The organism is Streptomyces sp. (genome assembly GCF_050698815.1).
Classification (GTDB): Bacteria; Actinomycetota; Actinomycetes; order Streptomycetales; family Streptomycetaceae; genus Streptomyces.
In genome coordinates this window covers 1-18523 of record NZ_JBOHCV010000148.1, presented here as the reverse complement: position 1 = coordinate 18523, position 18523 = coordinate 1, and the positions used below count along the sequence as shown (strand labels likewise).

16 protein-coding genes and 1 pseudogene are annotated in these 18523 nt (G+C 72.2%); 5 read left to right on the top strand and 12 right to left on the bottom strand.

From position 1 onward, the window contains the following. Window positions 1-83: 83 nt before the first annotated feature. Window positions 84-1802, top strand: coding sequence for a bifunctional 3'-5' exonuclease/DNA polymerase (locus tag ACRDP3_RS05875; RefSeq protein ID WP_431515743.1), 1719 nt, complete (start codon window positions 84-86; stop codon window positions 1800-1802). A gap of 15 nt (window positions 1803-1817) precedes the next feature. Here the strand turns inward: ACRDP3_RS05875 and ACRDP3_RS05870 are convergent, their stop codons facing one another. Both ACRDP3_RS05870 and ACRDP3_RS05865 read right to left on the bottom strand, forming a co-directional pair. Continuing rightward, window positions 1818-2231: an HIT family protein gene (locus tag ACRDP3_RS05870; RefSeq protein ID WP_431515746.1), complete on the bottom strand. Its 414-nt coding sequence runs from the start codon at window positions 2229-2231 to the stop codon at window positions 1818-1820. 102 nt (window positions 2232-2333) lie between these two features. Further along, entirely contained in the window at window positions 2334-3230 is an 897-nt protein-coding gene (locus tag ACRDP3_RS05865; RefSeq protein WP_431515742.1) for a LysR family transcriptional regulator, read from the bottom strand. A 120-nt stretch (window positions 3231-3350) separates the two neighbouring features. On the opposite strand from ACRDP3_RS05865, the gene ACRDP3_RS05860 reads away from it, so the two are divergent. Further along, a complete protein-coding gene (locus ACRDP3_RS05860) occupies window positions 3351-4355 on the top strand; it encodes an aldo/keto reductase (protein ID WP_431515741.1) in 1005 nt (334 codons plus the stop codon). 226 nt (window positions 4356-4581) lie between these two features. After that, the gene (locus ACRDP3_RS05855; RefSeq protein ID WP_431515740.1) at window positions 4582-6480 is read left to right on the top strand and encodes a propionyl-CoA synthetase; all 1899 of its coding nucleotides are present in this window, start codon (window positions 4582-4584) and stop codon (window positions 6478-6480) included. Window positions 6481-6562: 82 nt separating this feature from the next. Here ACRDP3_RS05855 and ACRDP3_RS05850 read toward each other — a convergent pair whose 3' ends face one another. Next, a complete protein-coding gene (locus tag ACRDP3_RS05850) occupies window positions 6563-7939 on the bottom strand; it encodes a peptidase C39 family protein (RefSeq protein WP_431515739.1) in 1377 nt (458 codons plus the stop codon). Between the two features lie 175 nt (window positions 7940-8114). Here ACRDP3_RS05850 and ACRDP3_RS05845 point away from each other — a divergent pair, with 175 nt between their 5' ends. Next, complete coding sequence (locus ACRDP3_RS05845) at window positions 8115-8741, top strand: uridine kinase family protein (protein WP_431515738.1); 627 nt, start codon at window positions 8115-8117, stop codon at window positions 8739-8741. Between the two features lie 454 nt (window positions 8742-9195). Beyond that, window positions 9196-11202: an AAA family ATPase gene (locus ACRDP3_RS05840; RefSeq protein WP_431515745.1), complete on the top strand. Its 2007-nt coding sequence runs from the start codon at window positions 9196-9198 to the stop codon at window positions 11200-11202. Here the strand turns inward: ACRDP3_RS05840 and ACRDP3_RS05835 are convergent. The 9 genes and pseudogenes from ACRDP3_RS05835 to ACRDP3_RS05795 form a co-directional block, all read right to left on the bottom strand. Continuing rightward, complete coding sequence (locus ACRDP3_RS05835; RefSeq protein ID WP_431515737.1) at window positions 11123-12301, bottom strand: hemolysin family protein; 1179 nt, start codon at window positions 12299-12301, stop codon at window positions 11123-11125. The two genes, ACRDP3_RS05840 and ACRDP3_RS05835, sit on opposite strands and share 80 nt — an antisense overlap. Further along, window positions 12298-13665, bottom strand: a complete 1368-nt coding sequence (locus ACRDP3_RS05830; protein WP_431515736.1) for a hemolysin family protein — start codon at window positions 13663-13665, stop codon at window positions 12298-12300. The genes ACRDP3_RS05835 and ACRDP3_RS05830 overlap by 4 nt, the downstream gene beginning before the upstream one ends. 226 nt (window positions 13666-13891) lie before the next feature. Then, entirely contained in the window at window positions 13892-14383 is a 492-nt protein-coding gene (locus ACRDP3_RS05825; protein WP_431515735.1) for a PH domain-containing protein, read from the bottom strand. Beyond that, window positions 14371-15219, bottom strand: a complete 849-nt coding sequence (hisG, locus tag ACRDP3_RS05820) for an ATP phosphoribosyltransferase (protein ID WP_431515734.1) — start codon at window positions 15217-15219, stop codon at window positions 14371-14373. Before hisG ends, ACRDP3_RS05825 begins: the two co-directional genes overlap by 13 nt. A gap of 28 nt (window positions 15220-15247) precedes the next feature. Further along, window positions 15248-15520, bottom strand: coding sequence for a phosphoribosyl-ATP diphosphatase (locus ACRDP3_RS05815; protein WP_431515733.1), 273 nt, complete (start codon window positions 15518-15520; stop codon window positions 15248-15250). Window positions 15521-15555: 35 nt separating this feature from the next. Beyond that, entirely contained in the window at window positions 15556-16041 is a 486-nt protein-coding gene (gene ribH, locus ACRDP3_RS05810; protein WP_431515732.1) for a 6,7-dimethyl-8-ribityllumazine synthase, read from the bottom strand. An 87-nt stretch (window positions 16042-16128) separates the two neighbouring features. Continuing rightward, complete coding sequence (locus ACRDP3_RS05805; RefSeq protein ID WP_431515744.1) at window positions 16129-17454, bottom strand: bifunctional 3,4-dihydroxy-2-butanone-4-phosphate synthase/GTP cyclohydrolase II; 1326 nt, start codon at window positions 17452-17454, stop codon at window positions 16129-16131. A 155-nt stretch (window positions 17455-17609) separates the two neighbouring features. Continuing rightward, window positions 17610-18284: a nicotinamide mononucleotide transporter family protein gene (locus tag ACRDP3_RS05800; protein ID WP_431515731.1), complete on the bottom strand. Its 675-nt coding sequence runs from the start codon at window positions 18282-18284 to the stop codon at window positions 17610-17612. Next, window positions 18281-18523: pseudogene (locus ACRDP3_RS05795) on the bottom strand (riboflavin synthase); the annotation flags it as partial. The pseudogene ACRDP3_RS05795 and the gene ACRDP3_RS05800, both read right to left, overlap by 4 nt.

The following is an 18523-nucleotide window of genomic DNA, read 5'->3' as shown; positions in this document are numbered from 1 at the left end:
GGGCGCGAGTGCGTTGGCCGCCCGGGCCGGCCGCCGGCCCTTGTCGGCCCCGGCTGTCAGACCCTGGTGCCACACTCCCCGGCATGACGGCAGGCAGGGGGACGGGCACCGCGGGGCGCTGGGCACTGGCCGAGTCCGCGGGCGGCCGCGTCCTGGTGTGTCCGCTGGACGCGCGGGGCCGGGCGGCGGGCCCGGTCAGCACGGAGGAGTCGGCGGCCGCGGCACTGCGGTCGCGCCCCGAGGTGAGCCGGTGGGTGTGGCGGTCGACGGCGGCCTGCTATCCGCGGCTGCTGGAGGGCGGGGGCCGGGTGGAGCGCTGCTACGACGTGGAGGCGGCCGAGGCGCTGCTCCTCGGGCACGAGGGGCGCAGTGGTCAGCCACGGTCGCTGCCCGCGGCATGGGCACGACTGCGCGGGCTGCCCGTACCGCCGGACCCGCCGGCCGTCTCCCGGGACGCGGACCCCGAGCCGTCGCTGTTCGAGGCCGGACCGGTGCCGCTGCCGGACGGCGTGGAACCGCTGACCGCACTCCTGGAGGTGTACGCCGCCCAGTTGGAGCGCACGGCCGCCGCCGAGCATCAGGAGCGGATGCGGCTGCTGCTCGCGGGTGAGTCGGCGGGGACGCTGGTCGCGGCGGAGATGGGACGGGCCGGCGTGCCCTGGCGGGCGGACGTGCACCGGGCACTGCTGGCGGAGCTGCTCGGGGAGCGGTACGGGGGCGGGGGACTGCCCAGGCGGCTGGCGGAGCTGGAGGAGGAGGTCTCCCAAGCGTTCGGAGCAGGCGTCCGGGTGCGGCCCGACCTGCCGTCTGACGTGCTGCGGGCCTTCGCGCGGGACGGGGTCAAGCTGTCCTCGACCCGGGCGTGGGAGCTGCGCGGCGTCGACCATCCGGCGGTGGATCCGCTGCTGCGGTACAAGAAGCTCTACCGGCTCTACACCGCCCACGGCTGGTCCTGGCTGCGCTCGTGGGTGCGGGACGGGCGCTTCCGCGCCGAGTACGTTCCGGGCGGCACCGTCTCCGGCCGATGGACGACCAACGGCGGCGGTGCGCTGCAGATCCCCAAGGTGGTGCGGCGTGCGGTGGTCGCCGACCCGGGCTGGCGGCTGGTGGTGGCCGACGCCGAGCAGATGGAGCCGCGCGTGCTGGCCGCGGTCTCCCGCGACCCCGGCCTGATGGCCCTCGCCGGCAGCGGCCAGGACCTCTACACGGCGCTGTCGGAGCGGGCGTTCTCCGGGGACCGCGCGCAGGCCAAGCTGGCGCTGCTGGGTGCGGTGTACGGGCAGACCAGCGGGGACGGGCTGCGGAATCTCGCGGCGCTGCGACGGCGCTTCCCGCACGCCGTCGCCTATGTGGACGACGCGGCACGGGCGGGCGAGCAGGGCCGGCTGGTGCGTACGCACCTGGGCCGCACCTGCCCTCCGGTGGACTCGGACACGGCGGCCGGCGGCGCGGAGGCGGACCCGGCGTGGGAGGACGGCGCGGGGGCGGGTTCAGGCACGAGTACGAGTGCGGCGCGGGCGCGTGGCCGGTTCACGCGGAACTTCGTGGTGCAGGGCAGCGCCGCCGACTGGGCGGTGCTGATGCTGGCCGCGCTGCGCGGCCGGCTGGCGGGGATGATGGCGGAGCTGGTGTTCTTCCAGCACGACGAGGTGATCGTGCACTGCCCGGCCGAGGAGACGGAACGGGTGAGGGAGGCGATCCGGGCGGCGGGCGACCGGGCGGGCCGTGCGGCGTTCGGGGAGACACCGGTCCGGTTCCCCTTCAGCACATCCGTCGTGGAGTGCTACGCGGACGCGAAGTGAACGGGTGCGGCGGACTCACCTCTCCAGCGCGGCCCGCAGCCGTGCCGCCACCTCGGCGGCATGCGCCTCGCCGGAGTAGCGGGTGCGCGGCCAGAAGAAGCCGCGCAACCCGTCCTTGCGGTTGCGCGGCACGATGTGCACGTGGAAGTGCGGCACCGACTGGCTGATCCGGTTGTTGGCGGCGACGAACGAGCCGGCCGCCGCCATGCCCTCCTCCACCGCGGCGGTGATCCGCTGTACCCGGGTGAAGAAGGGCCCCACCTCGCCGGTGGGCAGGTCGGTCAGCGTCACGTGGTGCCCGCGCGGCACGACCAGCACGTGCCCGGGGAAGAGCGGCCGGGCGTCGAGGAAGGCGACCGCCACCTCGTCCTCGAAGACCCGGTGACTCGTGTGCCGGCCGGCGGCGATGTCGCAGAAGACGCAGTCCACTCCCCCAGTCAACAGCCCGCGAGTGCTGAGCGGTACCAGCCCGGGCGCGGCGGCCGCCTTCCTCGCCCGGCCGGGGCGGTTCGCCGCCGCCGGCGGCGGCGCTCACGCGTGCGCATGGGCCGGAAGGTCCAGGTAGGCGCAGAGTTCCCGGGCGGCGGGGCCGGCGGCATCGCCCGCCGGCAGGGCGACCGAGACCTCCCAGACCGGCTGCGGCCCGCCCGCCAGCGGTACGGCACTCAGCCCGGACGCCTCCGGCTTGCCGGCGAAATGCCGCGGCACCACCGCGATCCCGAGCCCCTGCTCGACCAGCTCGAGCAGGCTGTGCACGTCGTTGACCTCCAGTGCGACCAGCCGTTCGACCCCGGCCGCGGCGAAGGCCCGGTCGGTCAACTGCCGTACGCCCCAGTCCGGCTGGAAGTCCACCAGCGCCTCGCCCCGCAGCTCGGCCCACCGTGCCCGGTCTCCCCCGGCGAGGGCGTGGCTGGGGTGACAGAGCACCACCAGGGACTCCTCGGTGAGCGGCAGCAAGCGCACGCCCCGCGGGGGACGCCCGCACAGCGCGACGAAGGCGAGGTCGAGCCGGCCGGCGCCGACCGACTCGGCCAGCTCCACCGAGCCGGCCTGCCGCAGCCGGATCTCCACCTCCGGGTGCTCGGCACGGAAGCGGGCCAGCAGGCTGGGGACGTGAACCCCCGCGATGCACTGTTCGGTGCCCACGGAGAGGGTTCCGCGCAGCATTCCCTGGACGGCCGCGACCGCCTCCCTCGCCGCCCGTACGCTCGCCAGGGTCCGCGTCGCCTCACTCAGCAGCGCCCTGCCGGACCCGGTCAGGCCGACGCTGCGCGTAGTGCGCACGAACAGCTTGGCGCCCAGCTCCCGCTCCAGCGCCCGGATGGCCGCCGACAGGCCGGACTGGGAGACCAGCAGCCGCTCGGCGGCACGGGTGAAGTGCCGCTCCTCGGCCACGGTGACGAAGTATTCGAGGTGCCGTAGTTCCACGATTCAGAAGCCTAGCCGCTGAATTCGTTCGGTTTCTTCTATTGGACGTCTCGCACGGGACGCGCGAGCCTGGGGAGGCACTGCCCGCGCCCGTACTGCACCAGCCGATGAGAGGCCACCGTGTACCAAGCCGACACCAGCCGTTACGACACGATGCCCTACCGTCGTACGGGCCGCAGCGGCCTCCGTCTCCCCGCGATCTCGCTGGGCCTGTGGCAGAACTTCGGCCCCGACCGTGCCCTGGACGGTCAGCGCGCCATTCTGCGCAAGGCCTTCGATCTGGGCGTCACCCACTTCGACCTGGCGAACAACTATGGACCGCCGCCCGGCTCGGCGGAGACCACCTTCGGACGGATCTTCCGGCAGGACTTCCGCCCCTACCGGGACGAGATCCTGGTCTCCACCAAGGCGGGCAACCTGATGTGGGACGGCCCGTACGGCGAATGGGGCTCGCGCAAGAGCCTGCTCGCCTCCCTCGACCAGAGCCTGGGCCGGATGGGCCTGGACCACGTCGACATCTACTACTCGCACCGGCCCGACCCCGACACTCCGCTGGAGGAGACGATGGGCGCGCTGCACTCCGCCGTGCAGCAGGGCAAGGCGCTCTATGTGGGCATCTCCAACTACTCGCCGGAGCAGACGCGGGAGGCCGCCCGCATCCTGCGTGAACTGGGCACGCCCCTGCTCATCCACCAGCCGCGCTACTCGATGCTGGACCGAGGGCCCGAAGAGGGGCTGCTGGAGACGCTGACCGACCTCGGGGTCGGTTCGATCGTCTTCTCCCCGCTGGCGCAGGGGCTGCTGTCGGACCGTTACCTCGACGGTGTTCCGGCAGGCTCCCGCGCCGCGGGGGCCAATTCGTCCCTCAGCACCGACCAGATCACCAAAGAGACGGTCGGCATGCTGCGCGGGCTGAACGATCTAGCGCGGGAGCGCGGGCAGTCGCTGGCGCAGCTGGCCCTGGCCTGGGTACTGCGCGGTGGCCGCGTGACCTCGGCGCTGGTCGGCGCGAGCAGTCCCGAGCAGCTGGCGGACAGCGTCGCGGCGGCCGCGCGGCTCGACTTCACCGACGACGAGCTGGCCCGCGTCGAGGACCTGTTGAGCGGCGGCCCGTCGCTGAGCTGACCCGGGCCTGCCGGTTCGGATCGCGTCCCGGCTCATCGCGTCGGGTGGTACGGGTACGGGCGCCGCTCCCGTGCCCCGGGCAGTCGAGCCGGCCCGGGCGGCGGCCGGCCAGAACCGCCTTCCGTGACCCGTCCGGCCGGGGAAACGCATGGTTCCCGCCGTCCAGGGGAGACATGGACACCGGCGGCGGGAGCGGACCCGGCGGCGTGAAGAAGGGAAGCTCGCCATGGCAGAGACGACCGAGCAGGGCGGCTACTCGGCCGTCTACCGGCGCAGCCTGGAGGACCCGGAGGGCTTCTGGCTGGACGCCGCCCGCGACATCGACTGGACCGTCGCGCCGACCCGGGCCCTGGACGCGTCACGAGCACCGCTGTACCGGTGGTTCCCCGACGGGCAGTTGAACACCTGCCACAACGCACTGGACCGTCACATCGACGCGGGCCACGGCGAGCGCCTGGCGCTGGTCCACGACAGCCCGCTGACGGGTACCACCACGTCGTACACCTATCGCGGGCTGCGGGACGAGGTGGCGTCTTTCGCCGGGTTGCTGGCGGGGCTCGGTGTGACCAAGGGCGACCGCGTCGCGATCTACATGCCGATGATTCCCGAGGCGGTCGTCGCCATGCTGGCCTGCGCCCGCCTCGGCGCGGTCCACTCCGTCGTCTTCGGCGGGTTCGCCGCGCACGAACTCGCCGTGCGCATCGACGACGCCTGCCCGAAGGTCGTCGTCGCCGCCTCCTGCGGCATCGAACCGGCTCGCGTCGTGCCGTACAAGCCGCTGCTGGACAACGCCCTGGCGATGGCCGGGCACCAGCCGGAGCGCTGCGTCATCCGGCAGCGGCCGCAGTGCACCGCCGAGCTGTCCCGCCGTGACCTGGACTGGGACGAAGCCATGGCAGCCGCGGAACCGGTGGACTGCGTCCCGGTGGCGGCCACCGATCCGCTCTACATCCTGCACACCTCCGGCACCACGGGCCGCCCCAAGGGCGTGGTGCGCGACAACGGGGGTCACGCCGTCGCACTGCACTGGTCGATGGAGAACATCTACGACATCCGTCCCGGCGAGGTCTTCTGGGCGGCCTCCGACGTCGGCTGGGTCGTCGGCCACTCCTACATCGTCTACGCCCCCCTCATCGCGGGCGCCACGACGGTCCTCTACGAGGGCAAGCCCGTCGGTACGCCGGATGCCGGAGCCCTGTGGCGGGTGATCGCCGAACACGGGGTCACCGCGCTCTTCACCGCGCCGACGGCGATCCGGGCGGTGAAGAAGGAGGATCCCGAAGGCGCGCTCCGGCACGCCCACGACACCGGCTCGCTGCGCCATCTCTTCCTCGCCGGCGAGCGCCTCGACCCGGAGACCTACCGCTGGGCGAGCGACCTGCTCGGCGTTCCCGTGATCGACAACTGGTGGCAGACCGAAACCGGCTGGCCGATCGTCGCCAATCCCATGGGCCTTGAACCGCACGCGATCAAGGCGGGTTCCCCCACCCTGCCGATGCCCGGCTACGACGTGCGCATTCTCGACCCGGAAGGCCGCGACGTCCCGCCCGGCACCGACGGCGCGGTGGCCCTCCGGCTGCCGCTGCCACCCGGCACGTTGCCCACACTGTGGCGCGACGACGAACGGTACGTGCGCTCGTACCTCTCCACTTACGACGGGTGCTACCTGTCCGGTGACGGCGGCCGGAGGGACAGCGACGGCTACCTCTACATCATGGGCCGCACCGACGACGTGATCAACGTCGCCGGACACCGGCTGTCCACCGGTGCGATGGAGGAGGTGCTCTCCGCGCACCCGGACGTCGCCGAGTGTGCCGTCGTCGGCGTCGCGGACCCGCTCAAGGGGCAGGTGCCGAGGGGCTTCGTCGTACTGAAGGCCGGCCTCGACCGCGATCCGGACGAGGTCGCCTCGGAACTCGTCGGCCGGGTGCGGGAGCGGATCGGTGCGGTGGCGGCCCTGCGTCAGGTCGATGTGGTCGCCGCGCTGCCCAAGACCCGTTCGGGGAAGATCCTGCGGCGCACCATGCGCGACATCGCCGACGGAGGTGACCCCGAACTCCCCTCCACCATCGAGGATCCGGCGGTGATCGAGGCCCTGCGGCCGGTGCTGAACGGCACGGTGTGAACGGCACGGTGTGAACGGACGCCTTGCGCGGACCGCGACGGGCTCCTCCCGGATGGTGTGAGGAACCCGTCGCGGTCGAAGGTCAGTTCACGCCGAGGGACCTGAGCACCTGCCGCTGGCGTGCGGAAAGGCGCGTCGGGAAGTAGAGGTAACAGACCCCGCCGGTACCGGACCTGACCTTGCCGTCCGCGTCCTTGCGCTTGGTGCGCAGCCAGATGTTCTCCCACTGGCGGCGCTTGTAGACGCGCCGGACCGCGTCGTTGTCCTTGGACGCCGGGTCGTTGGCGATGACGTCGCCGTCCTCGGTGAATCCGATCACGGTCATCAGGTGGCCGGCGGTGCCGTAACCCGCGCCGTCGAGTTCGGACTCGATGAAGGACTGCGAGGTGATGAGCGGGATGCCCGCCGCGACCAGGCGCTCGGCATCGGTGAGGCTGCCCAGCCGGGTGACGACGGCCTGCATGTTCCGGTACGTGGCCGCGTAGGCGGCGTTGAACGGCCAGTTGCCGCAGCCCTCGTACTGGTAGTCGAAGGTGTACCGGGCGGCGTGGCAGACCTGGGGGTCGGTGAAGTCGGGGTTGACCCACTCGAGGTCTTCGGCGGTCGGCTCGCGGCCCCAGCGCTCGATGATCATCTGGGAGGAGGTGGGACTGCACCATGCCTCGCCGCCGTTGTCGTACTCCGGGTACCGCCCCTTGTGCACGTTCTGGGAATAGCGCGGCACCTCCACTTCGACGCCGCGGGCCGGCCCGGGACGGGAGGCCGGCACCTCGAACCGGTCGGGAACGTCCGAACTCATGGCGCTGAGCCGCCACACGGCGGGCTTCGCACCGCTGCCCACGGCGCGGTAGAGGGTGACGCGCAGCTGGTACATCAGGAGCCGGAGCCCGCTGTCGAGGTCGTCGATGGCGAAGGTGTCGGTCCAGACGCTGGACTTGCCGTCGCTCTGGTCGTCGACAGAGGTACGCCGCGGCACGTCGTCTCCGTCACCGGCGGTCCAGATGCCCATCGTGTACCAGGGCGTCTCGCTGCCGTCGGTGTACATGCCCTGCAGCTCGACGCGGAGCCAGGAGCCTGCGGGAGTGTGCGCGTTCCAGGAGGCGATCAGCTCGCCGGCCGCCACCGACGGCTTGTGCGGCACCGAGGTCCAGGTGGCGTACTCCCACCTCGCCGTCTTCTTGGTGTGCGGGTCCCGGTACTCGGTGATGCCCTGCGCGGTGTCGAAGACGATGGCGGGCCTGCGGCCGTACACGGCCCGGGTGCCCTCGGTCTCCCCCGCGACCCAGTCGCCGTAGCTGCTCCAGCTGTGCAGAGAGACGGTCGCCGGGCTCTTGCCGGCCCGGCCGGGCTTGGCGGACAGCTCACCGGCGAACGCCGAGGGGGCGGCGGCGGTGGCGCCGGCCGCGGCGGCTACGGCGGCGGCGAGTACGGTGCGGCGCGTGGCGGGTCTGCTGTTCATGGCCATAGATCCCTCAGATCTTCGACTAGTTCCCATGCGGCGGCAGGTGCACGTCAGAGTGCCACTATCGCGGGTGTGGCGCCCCACGGACCAGGGATCCGGCCCTCGCCGCGCCCACGAATATTGGTGTGAACCACTGGCATGAGCGGCGCGAGGCACCCGTACGCTGGGGCCGATGTCCCACCTCACCCGCCTGCCCACGCAGCCGCCCGCCCCCGTGGCCGCTCTCGTGGCGCTGCTGCGGGAGGTGCCACCCTCGTGCGGGCCGGTTCGGCTGGTCGCCGTGGACGGTCACGCCGGGTCCGGCAAGACGACCTTCGCCGGGCGGCTCGCCGTGGCGCTGGGTGGTGCTCCTGTGCTGCACCTGGACGCTCTGGCCAGCCACGATGCCTTCTTCGACTGGACCGGCCGGCTCACGGAAGCGGTCCTTTCCCCCCTCTCCCACGGCCGCAGCGCCCGCTACCGGGTCTACGACTGGGCACGGGGGGAGTTCCCCGCGGATCCGGCGGCCGAGTCGGTGCTGGACCCGGAACCCGTCGTCGTGGTCGAGGGGGTGGGGGCGGGACGGCGCGCGCTGCGCCCGTACCTGGCCTGCCTGCTGTGGATGGACATGTCGCCGGCGCAGGCGTGGCGGCGCGGGCGGAAGCGGGACGGACCGGAGCTGACGGAGTTCTGGAGGGCGTGGACGCGTGCCGAACGTACGCACTTCGCGGAGGACCCCTCGTCTTCGTATGCGAATTTCGTGGTGCGCCAGGGAGTGCAGGGTTATGAGGTGCGGAGGGGGCCTGAGGGACACCGCTGAGCGTCCCACATCGTCACCCTTGGTGACCCGTTGGGCGCATCAGGACCGGACCGGCAGCACACCGTCACTGAGCGGCTTGACCCGGGAGCCTCACAGGAATTACTTTTCCAACAGGCGGTCTGTACAGGTCGCCTGCAGACGCGAAGCCCCCGGTTGTTCCCCCGTGATCGGGGGCTTCGTCCTGTCCGCGCCCGGTCTCCGACGGGCGCCCTCCGCCGCCGCCCGCTTACCATGGGTAATCGCGCTCTCTCCGCCCCGCCCGTCCGGCCGCCCGGATCGCACGCCTGCACCACCCTTCGGCCGCGCCGACCGCGCGGGTACGATGCCAAGGGGCGCGGGAACACCGGGGGATCAGGGCCAGCGAGCGACAACTCCCGCCCGGAGTACGGGCGTTCGTCGGCCGATTCCTCATCGGCCCGTCCGCGGCGACAGGGAACGTTTCGTGGGGGACGTGATGGACTACGGCACGCACGGCGTTCCGGGCCCGCACGCGCCGGCCGACCTCGCCTGGCTGCGCGGCATGGACGCCTACACCGTGGGCCAGTACGGCCAGGCGGAGGAGGAGTTCCGCACCGCGGTGCGACTCGATCCCGGCATGGCGGACGGCTGGCTGGGGCTGCACGCGCTGCGTGCGGACACCGCGACGGCGCTGCTGCGGATGTACCACAGCCGGCACCGCTTCGGTGAGCAGCGCACCCGGTACGCCCGCACCCTCAACTCCTGGTACTGGCTGGGCTGGTGGGTGCAGCCCTTGCTGGAGAACGAGCGTGATCTGCTGCTGGCGCACGCCTCGCACTGGCTCGACGGCCGGCACGTCGCCGAGCTGGACCGGGCGCTGGCCGACTGCCCGCCCGTCGACAGCGACGCCCAGGCGCGCTTCCTGCACGCCTGCCGCGCCTATCTGGCCAAGGACTGGGAACGGCTGGTCGCGCACACCGAACCGCTCGTCGAGGACGCCCTGCTGGGTATCGAAGCGGGTCTGTTCGCCGGCATGGCGCGGGTACGGCTGGAGATGTACGGGCAGGCCGAACCGCTGCTCGCCGCCGCGCTGATGCGATGCCGCAGCGAGCAGCCGCAGCGCAAGGAGCTGCGGTACTGGCTGGCGCGGGCCCACGAGGGCACCGGACGCAGCGCCGCGGCGCTCCCCCTCTACCGCGCGGTGCACCGGATCGACCCGGCGTTCATGGACACCGCGGCACGGCTCACCACCATCGCCGAGGGCGACGGGCTCGGCGACTCCGGTGACCTGGCCACCGCGATCACTCTCGCCGGCACGGGTACGGGCGGCGGCGGCCCGGACGGGCTGGACGGCCGGTTCGAGGGCGGACTGGACGCCGATCCTCTCTCGGGCGAGACCGGAGCCGGCGCGGGGGTGGCGCAGGACGGGCCGGAGGCGCCGGACGTCGCCGAGAGCGCCGACCCGGAGGTGGACGCGGGAGCGGAGGCGCTGCGCCTGGAGGATTCCGGCGACCCCGCCGAACCGGTGCGGGTGGACTCCGACGCCGTCCGGGAGCGGCTGGCCTCGCACAGCGGCGGCGCCGAGCGTGTGCTCACGGGCCCGGCCGATCCGGTGCTGCTGGCCCAGGCTCTGGACGAACTGGAGCAGATGGTGGGCCTGGACCCGGTCAAGCGTCAGGTACGTGCGCTCTCGGCCCAGTTGCACATGGCGCGGCTGCGGGCGGCGCAGGGCCTGCCGGTGCAGCCGCCGAAGCGGCACTTCGTCTTCTCGGGGCCCTCGGGCACGGGCAAGACGACCGTGGCGCGGATTCTGGGCCGGGCGTTCTACGCGCTGGGACTGCTCGGCGGCGACCATCTGGTGGAGGCCCAACGGGCCGACCTGGTGGGCGAGTTCCTGGGGCAGACCGCCGTGAAGGCCAACGAGCTGATCGACTCGGCGCTGGGGGGCGTGCTGTTCGTCGACGAGGCCTACGCCCTCTCCAACACCGGCTACGGCAAGGGCGACGCGTACGGCGACGAGGCACTGCAGGTGCTGCTGAAGCGGGCGGAGGACAACCGTGACCGGCTGGTGGTCATCCTGGCCGGTTACCGGGAGGGCATGGACCGGCTGCTGGCCGCCAACCCGGGCCTGTCCTCCCGCTTCACCACCCGTGTCGACTTCCCCAGCTACCGGCCGCTGGAGCTGACCGCGATCGGTGAGGTGCTGGCGGCGGAGAACGGCGACGCGTGGGACGAGGAAAGCCTGGAGGAGATGCGCAGCATCAGCGGCCACGTCGTCGACCAGGGCTGGGTCGACGAGCTGGGCAACGGCCGCTTCCTGCGCACCCTTTACGAGAAGAGCTGCGCCTACCGCGATCTGCGGCTCTCCGGTTATCCGGGCACGCCGACCCGGGACGACCTGGCGACACTGCGGCTGCCGGATCTCATGCAGGCGTACGGTGAGGTGCTGTCGGGACGTGGTCCGCACGGTCCGCGCGCGGATCCGCCGCCTCCGCTGTCGTGAGGGGTGCCGCCGCGGTGATCCCTTCCTCCGCGCCCGTGGCGTGCGCCCGCTGCCGCGGCGGCGCACCGGCCGGCTCGTGCGCGGGGTCGTGGACTTCGCCGACGAGCATCTCCAGCACGTCTTCCAGCGCGGCCAGGCCCAGTACCCGTCCCGAGGCGTCCGCGACGGCCGCGAGGTGCGAGGCGGCGCCGCGCATGGCGCCCAGCGCGTCGTCCAGCGGGAGTTCGGCGCGCAGCGTGGTCATCGGGCGCCACAGGTGCTGCGGTACGGCGCGGTCGCGCTCGGTCAGCTCCAGCACGTCCTTGACGTGGAGATAGCCCATGAAGGCGCCGCCGGGCGCGCAGATGGGGAAGCGGGAGTAGCCGGTACGCACGGTGAGTTCCTCGACCCCGCGCGGAGTGACGTCGGGCCCCACGGTCACCAGGCCGGCCGGTGCCAGCAGCACGTCCGTCAGCGGGCGGGAGCCGAGTTCGAGGGCGTCGGAGAGACGTTCGTGTTCCGCGTGGTCCAGCAGGCCCGCCTGCCGGGAGTCCGCGACGAGGTCGGTGAGCTGCTCACTGGTGAAGACCGCCTCGACCTCGTCCCTGGGCTCCACCCGGAAGAGCCGCAGGATCAGCGTCGCGCACCAGCCGAGCCCGGCGGTCACCGGACGGCACAGGCGGGCGAAGGCCACCAGTGCGGGGCTCAGCCACAGGGCGGTGCGCTCGGGCGCGGCCATCGCCAGGTTCTTCGGGACCATCTCACCGATGACGAGGTGGCAGGAGGCGACGGCGGCGAGCGCGATGACGTACCCGACCGGGTGTACCAGTGCCTCGGGCAGCCGCGCTGCGTGGAAGAGGGGCTCCAGCAGGTGGGCGAAGGCGGGTTCCGCCACCGCGCCGAGGGTCAGCGAGCAGACCGTGATGCCGAACTGCGCGGCGGCCATCATCTGCGGCAGGTTCTCCAGCCCGCTCAGCACCCGCCGGGCGCGGACCGAACCGGCCGCGGCCAGCGGCTCGATCTGGCTGCGGCGCACCGAGACCAGGGCGAACTCGGCGCCGACGAAGAAGCCGTTGGCGAGCACCAGCAGCGCGGCGAAGAGGAGTTGCAGGGCGCTCACCTCGACGCCCTCCCCACCGGCTGCGGCTGCTGCGGACGCTCCGCTACCCGCACGATGCGGACCCGGTCCGCGCGGTGGTGGGCCACGAGCCGCACCCGCAGCTGCCAGCCCTGCCCGCCGGCGCCCCCGGGCAGGTGCGCGGTGTCGCCGGGTGCGGGGATCCGGCCGAGGCGGTCGGCGACCAGACCGGCCACGGTCTCGTACGGGCCCTCCGGCGCCGCCAGCCCGATCCGGTGCAGCAGGTCGACCCGGCAGCCGCCGTCGGCCTCCCAGGCGGGGCGGCCGTCGGGGTCGGGGGCGACGGATGCGAGCGCGGGCAGATCGTCGCCGTCGTGCTCGTCGCGTACCTCGCCGACCAGTTCCTCCACGATGTCCTCCAGGGTGACCACGCCGGCCGTGCCGCCGTACTCGTCGACGACGACGGCGATGGGCGCTTCCCTGCGGAGCCGCTCGAGCAGCGGCTGCACCGGCAGGGTCTGGGGGACGAGGAGCGGTGGCGCCGCGACGTCGGCGACGGGGGTGCGCAGCCGCTCGTGCGCGGGGACGGCGAGGGCGTCCTTGAGGTGGGCCATGCCAGCGATCTCATCCAGCCGTTCGCGGTAGACCGGGAAGCGGGAGAGGCCGGTGGCCCGGGTGAGGTTGACGACGTCCTCGGCGGTGGCGCCGGTCTGCAGGGCGCTGACCCGTACCCGCGGGGTCATCACGTGCTGGGCGGTCAGCTCCGCGAGGGAGAGGGTACGCACGAAGAGGTCGGCGGTGTCCTGCTCGATGGCTCCGGCCCGGGCGGAGTGCCGGGCGAGGGAGACCAGTTCACCGGGGGTACGGGCGGAGGCCAGCTCGTCGGCGGGCTGCACGCCGAAGGCGCGGACGATGCGGTTGGCGAGGGCGTTGAGCAGGGTGATGAGAGGCCGGAATGCGGCGGAGAAGAGCCGTTGCGGGCGGGCGACGAAGCGGGCGACGGCCAGCGGCCGGGACACGGCCCAGTTCTTCGGCACCAGTTCGCCGACGACCATCTGCACGGCGGACGCGACGAGCATGCCGGTCATGACGGCGATGCCGGAGACGGCGCCCGGGGGCAGCCCCGTCGCGGTGAGCGGCGGGGCGAGCAGGGCGGCGAGCGCGGGCTCGGAGAGCATGCCGACGACCAGAGAGGTGAGGGTGATGCCCAGTTGGGTGCCGGAGAGCTGGAAGGACAGCTCGCCCAGGGCCGCGGTCACCGCGCGGGCCGAGCGGTCGCCCTCGGCGGCGGCCCGCTCCGCCTCGGGTCTTTCGACGGTGACGAGGCCGAACTCGGCGGCGACGAAGAAGCCGTTGGCGAGGATCAGCACGAAGGCCGCGGCGAGCAGCAGAAGCGACAGGGTCATGCTGTGGCTCCCCGGGATCCGGCGGGAGGCACAGCGCAGGTACTACAGGACGATCCGTCCATCGCTGACGGTGGTCACTCCTCGGGTAGCGGTTCACCGGTCGGGGCGGTGCGTGGAGCCGCCGCCCCGACCAGAGTAATCACCTCGGCGGCGTCCGCGGCAGAGGCGCCGGCCGGAGGTCTTGGTTCCGCCGCGGGCGGAAGCACGGGCGGGGCGGCGTGCGGGGTCACTGTGCGGCGTCGGGGATGCCGCGGGTGCCGTACCTCTCGGCCAGCGCGCGCAGCGTCCTGGCGTCGGCGATGGCCTGCTGCCTGGCGATTCCCGGCTGGATGCCCATGGCGGGCAGGCTGGTGCCGTCGGCGAGGTCCAGTGAGACCCAGGGGTCGCCGGTGCGGAGGTTGACGCCCAGCACCTCCGCCCAGTCGAGGTGCCGCTTCACGGTCAGGTTGACGACCGTGACTCCGCTTTCGCCGACGGTGACACGCGGGCGGGACAGGAGCAGCAGTACGCCCAGGAAGAGCAGCCCGGTGACGATGAAGCTGACCCGCTCCCCCGGGCTCACCGTCGGCAGGATCAGCGCGATCACCGTCAGGACGAGGAAGGCGGTGATGCCGACGCCGAGGAGCACGACGCGGGTGCGGGTCGGCCGGAAGGTGACGGGGAGCGTGGGCAGTTCGGTCGTCCGCGGGGGTCCCGGGTCCGGTTCTACAGGCGGCATGCGTGGATGCCGGTGGTGAGGATGGCGCGCGCGCCCAGTTCGTAGAGGTCGTCCATGATCCGCTGCGCCTCGTTCGCCCGCACCATGGAACGCACGGCGACCCAGCCCTGGTCGTGCAGGGGTGAGATGGTCGGCGACTCCAGGCCCGGGGTAAGGGCGACGGCCGCCTCCAGGCGCTCGGCGCGGATGTCGTAGTCCATCATCACGTAGCGCCGGGCGACGAGAACGCCCTGCATGCGGCGGAGGAACTGGTTCACCTTCGGGTCGTCGTCCGGGGCGCCGGAGCCGCGCAGTACGACGGCCTCGGAGCGCAGGATCGGCTCGCTGATGATCTCCAGGCCGGCGTTGCGCAGGGTGGTGCCGGTTTCCACGACGTCGGCGATGACTTCGGCGACCCCGAGCTGGATCGCGGTCTCCACGGCACCGTCGAGGTGCACGACGGAGGCGTCCACGCCGTGGTCGGCGAGGTGTTTGGTGACCAGTCCGGAGAATGAGGTGGCCACCGTCATGCCGCCGAAGTCGCGGACGTCCTTGGCCGTGCCGGGGCGGGTGGCGTAGCGGAAGGTGGAGCCGGCGAAGCCGAGTTGCATGATCTCCTCGGCACGCGCTCCGGAGTCCAGCAGCAGGTCGCGGCCGGTGATGCCGATGTCGAGCTTGCCGGAGCCGACGTAGACGGCGATGTCACGCGGGCGGAGGAAGAAGAACTCGACCTCGTTGTCGCTGTCGACGAGCACCAGTTCGCGGCGGTCCTTGCGCTGCCGGTAGCCGGCCTCATGGAGCATCTCCGACGCAGGCTCGGACAGTGAACCCTTGTTGGGTACGGCGATGCGCAGCATGGTGCGGGCTTCCTTCGGTGGGTGCGTGTCAGAGGTGGGCGTATACATCGTCAGGAGAGACGCCCCGGGCGATCATCATCACCTGGAGGTGGTAGAGGAGCTGCGAGATCTCCTCGGCGGTGCGCTCCTCCCCCTCGTACTCGGCCGCCATCCACACCTCGGCGGCCTCCTCGACGATCTTCTTGCCGATGGAGTGCACGCCCTGGGCGGTCAGTTCCGCCGTGCGTGAGGTGATGGGGTCGCCGGTGGCGGCCTTGTGCTGGAGCTCGGCGAAGAGCTCCTCGAATGTCTTGTTCGCCATGGTGCTCTCAACTCTACGTGCATGCCCTGCGGCTGTTAGCGCCAGGGTTCGGCGACGGTCCGCAGGACGGCGGCGGTCGCCACGGCGGCGGTGACGGCCTCGTGGCCCTTGTCCTCGGAGGAGCCCTCGAGCCCGGCCCGGTCCAGCGCCTGCTCCTCGGTGTCGCAGGTCAGCAACCCGAAGCCGATGGGGACGCCGCAGTCCACGGAGACCTGGGTCAGCCCCTGCGTGACGCCCTGGCAGACGTAGTCGAAGTGCGGGGTGCCGCCGCGGATGACGACTCCGAGCGCGACGATCGCGTCGTACCCGCGCTCCGCGAGGACCTTGGCGACGACGGGCAGTTCGAAGCTGCCCGGGACGCGCAGCAGCGTGGGCTCGTCGATGCCCAGCTCGCGCAGGGCGCGCAGCGAGCCGTCCACGAGGCCGTCCATGACCTTCTCGTGCCACTGTGCCGCGATCACTGCCACGCGCAGATCGCCGCAGTTCTTGACGGACAGTTCGGGGGCGCCCTTGCCGCTCACGTTGCTCCTTGCATGGATTGTTCGGTCTTGTCTGAATTGTGCGCAGTTGTCGTGTGGTCGGGCCTGCCGCTCGCACGGCGGGTCACTTCACTGGTTGCTGCAGGGGGAGGCCTGTTCCACCTCGAGCCACGGCAGGTCATGGCCCATGCGGTCGCGCTTGGTGCGCAGGTAGTGGAGGTTGTGCTCGCCTGCCTGTACGGGCATGGGCTCACGCTTGTCGACGCGCAGCCCGTACCGCGTGAGCGCATCGGACTTGTCCGGGTTGTTCGTCAGCAGCCGCAGGGAGCGTACGCCGAGGTCGTCGAGCATCTGGGCGGCGGCGGCGTAGTCCCGTGCATCGGCCGGCAGCCCCAGTTCGAGGTTGGCGTCGAGGGTGTCGCGGCCACGCTCCTGCAGTTCGTACGCGCGCAGCTTGGAGAGCAGCCCGATGCCGCGTCCTTCGTGCCCGCGCAGGTAGACGACCACTCCGCGGCCCTCGGCCTGCACCCGCTCCAGGGACTCCTGCAGTTGCGTGCCGCAGTCGCAGCGCAGCGATCCGAAGACGTCGCCCGTCAGGCACTCCGAGTGCACACGCACCAGGACGTCCTCGCCGTCCGCCTCGGAGAGGTCGCCCGCGACCAGGGCGATGTGCTCGACGCCGTCGAGGGTGGAGCGGTAGCCGTAGGCGTTGAACTCGCCGTAGCGGGTGGGCAGCCGGGTCGTGGCCTCGCGGCGGACGGTGGGCTCGGAAGTCCTGCGGTAGGCGATGAGGCCCTCGATGGAGATGATCGCAAGGCCGTGCTTGCGGGCGAACGGGATCAGCTCGGGCAGCCGCAGCATGGTGCCGTCCTCACCCGCGATCTCGACGATGGCGGCGGCGGGACGCAGCCCGGCGAGGCGGGCCAGGTCGACTCCGGCCTCGGTATGCCCGGCCCGCGCCAGGACGCCGCCGGGCTTGGCGCGCAGCGGGAAGGCGTGCCCGGGGCGTACGAAGTCGTCGGCGGAGGCCTGTGCGTCGGCGAGCAGCCGGATCGTGGCGGCGCGGTCGGCGGCGGAGATGCCGGTGGTGACGCCGTGGCGTGCGGCGGCGTCCACGGAGACGGTGAAGGCGGTGCCCATCGCCTCGGAGTTCCGCTCGACCATCTGGGGCAGGTCGAGCCTGTCGAGGTCGCCGGATTCCATGGGGGTGCAGATCAGGCCCCTGCACTCGCTCATCATGAACGCGACGACCTCGGGGGTGATCCGTTCAGCCGCGACGATGAGGTCGCCCTCGTTCTCGCGGCTCTCGTCGTCGACGACGACGACAGGACGGCCGAGGGCGATGTCGGCTATGGCGGATTCGACGGGGTCGAGGGTGAAGTCCTCCGGGCCCCGGTCGGCCGTGTCTGCGGCTTCCTCCGCCGCGTACCAGGCGGTGGCTGCGCTCACGCTCATGCCTGCAACTCCTTCATCAGGCCCGCTCGGGCCGGTCGTGCCAGTGGTGCCGGTGGTCCCGGTCGTGCCGGTGGTCCCGGTCGTGCCGGTGGCTCCGGTCGTGCCGGGCAGCGGCCCGGCGGCGTCGCCGCTGGCGGCTGCGTTGCCGGTGTCGCTCATGGGAGTGCTCCTTCGGCGGCGGTCTCCCGCCCTGCGGGCGTTCCCGCCGTGTTCTGCCGTGTCCGCAGCCACCAGCTGCGCAGACCCCACAGCACGAGGACGAGGTAGACGACGTACACGAGACCCGAGAAGGCGAGCCCGCTGCTGAAGGCCAGCGGGACGCCGACGATGTCGACCAGCAGCCAGGCGAACCAGAACTCGACGAGTCCGCGCGCCTGCGCGGTCATGGCGGCGAGGGTGCCGACGAAGATGTACGCATCCGGCCACGGGTTCCACGACAGCGACGGGACAAGCGTGAAGAGCCCGCCGACGGCGAGGGTGCCCAGGGCCGTACCGGCGACGAGCATGCCGCGCTCACGTCCGCCGGCGAAGCGCACCGCGATGGAGCCGTCCCGCGCCTGCTGCTTGCCGCGCCGCCACTGCGACCAGCCCCACAGCGCGACGAAGACGACCAGCAGCTGCTTGCCCACGCCGCCCGCGAGCTGCGCGGAGGCGTAGGCGCCGATGAGCACGACGCCGGAGAGCACCTGGACGGGCCAGGTGAGGATCGAGCGGCGCCAGCCCAGCGCGAGGGCGGCCAGACCGATGGTGTTGCCGATGATGTCGGAGTAGATGACGTGCTGTCCGAACGCGGTGAACGCCTGGCCGTTGAGCCAGTCCAGAGAGCTCATCGGACGGCTTCCTCCGCGTTCGCGGCCTGCTCGTCTCCGCTTGCGCTCCCCCGCGTACGGCCGTTGTGGCCGAGCAGCCGCTCGACGTACTTGGCCAGGACGTCCACTTCGAGGTTGACCGGATCTCCGGCCTCCTTGATGCCGAGTGTGGTCATCCCGAGCGTGGTGGGGATGAGGCTGATGGTGAAGTGCTCGTCACCCGCCTCGACGACGGTGAGGCTGACGCCGTCGACGGTGAT

What these genes read in the sequence shown, in the direction of transcription:
- hisG (WP_431515734.1), bottom strand. Translation starts at nt 15,219, where the DNA reads ATGCTGCGCATCGCCGTACCCAACAAGGGTTCACTGTCCGAGCCTGCG.
- ACRDP3_RS05815 (WP_431515733.1), bottom strand. Translation starts at nt 15,520, where the DNA reads ATGGCGAACAAGACATTCGAGGAGCTCTTCGCCGAGCTCCAGCACAAG.
- ACRDP3_RS05855 (WP_431515740.1), top strand. Translation starts at nt 4,582, where the DNA reads ATGGCAGAGACGACCGAGCAGGGCGGCTACTCGGCCGTCTACCGGCGC.
- ACRDP3_RS05825 (WP_431515735.1), bottom strand. Translation starts at nt 14,383, where the DNA reads ATGCCGCCTGTAGAACCGGACCCGGGACCCCCGCGGACGACCGAACTG.
- ACRDP3_RS05830 (WP_431515736.1), bottom strand. Translation starts at nt 13,665, where the DNA reads ATGACCCTGTCGCTTCTGCTGCTCGCCGCGGCCTTCGTGCTGATCCTC.
- ACRDP3_RS05850 (WP_431515739.1), bottom strand. Translation starts at nt 7,939, where the DNA reads ATGAACAGCAGACCCGCCACGCGCCGCACCGTACTCGCCGCCGCCGTA.
- ACRDP3_RS05875 (WP_431515743.1), top strand. Translation starts at nt 84, where the DNA reads ATGACGGCAGGCAGGGGGACGGGCACCGCGGGGCGCTGGGCACTGGCC.
- ACRDP3_RS05845 (WP_431515738.1), top strand. Translation starts at nt 8,115, where the DNA reads ATGTCCCACCTCACCCGCCTGCCCACGCAGCCGCCCGCCCCCGTGGCC.
- ACRDP3_RS05805 (WP_431515744.1), bottom strand. Translation starts at nt 17,454, where the DNA reads ATGAGCGTGAGCGCAGCCACCGCCTGGTACGCGGCGGAGGAAGCCGCA.
- ACRDP3_RS05800 (WP_431515731.1), bottom strand. Translation starts at nt 18,284, where the DNA reads ATGAGCTCTCTGGACTGGCTCAACGGCCAGGCGTTCACCGCGTTCGGA.
- ACRDP3_RS05840 (WP_431515745.1), top strand. Translation starts at nt 9,196, where the DNA reads ATGGACTACGGCACGCACGGCGTTCCGGGCCCGCACGCGCCGGCCGAC.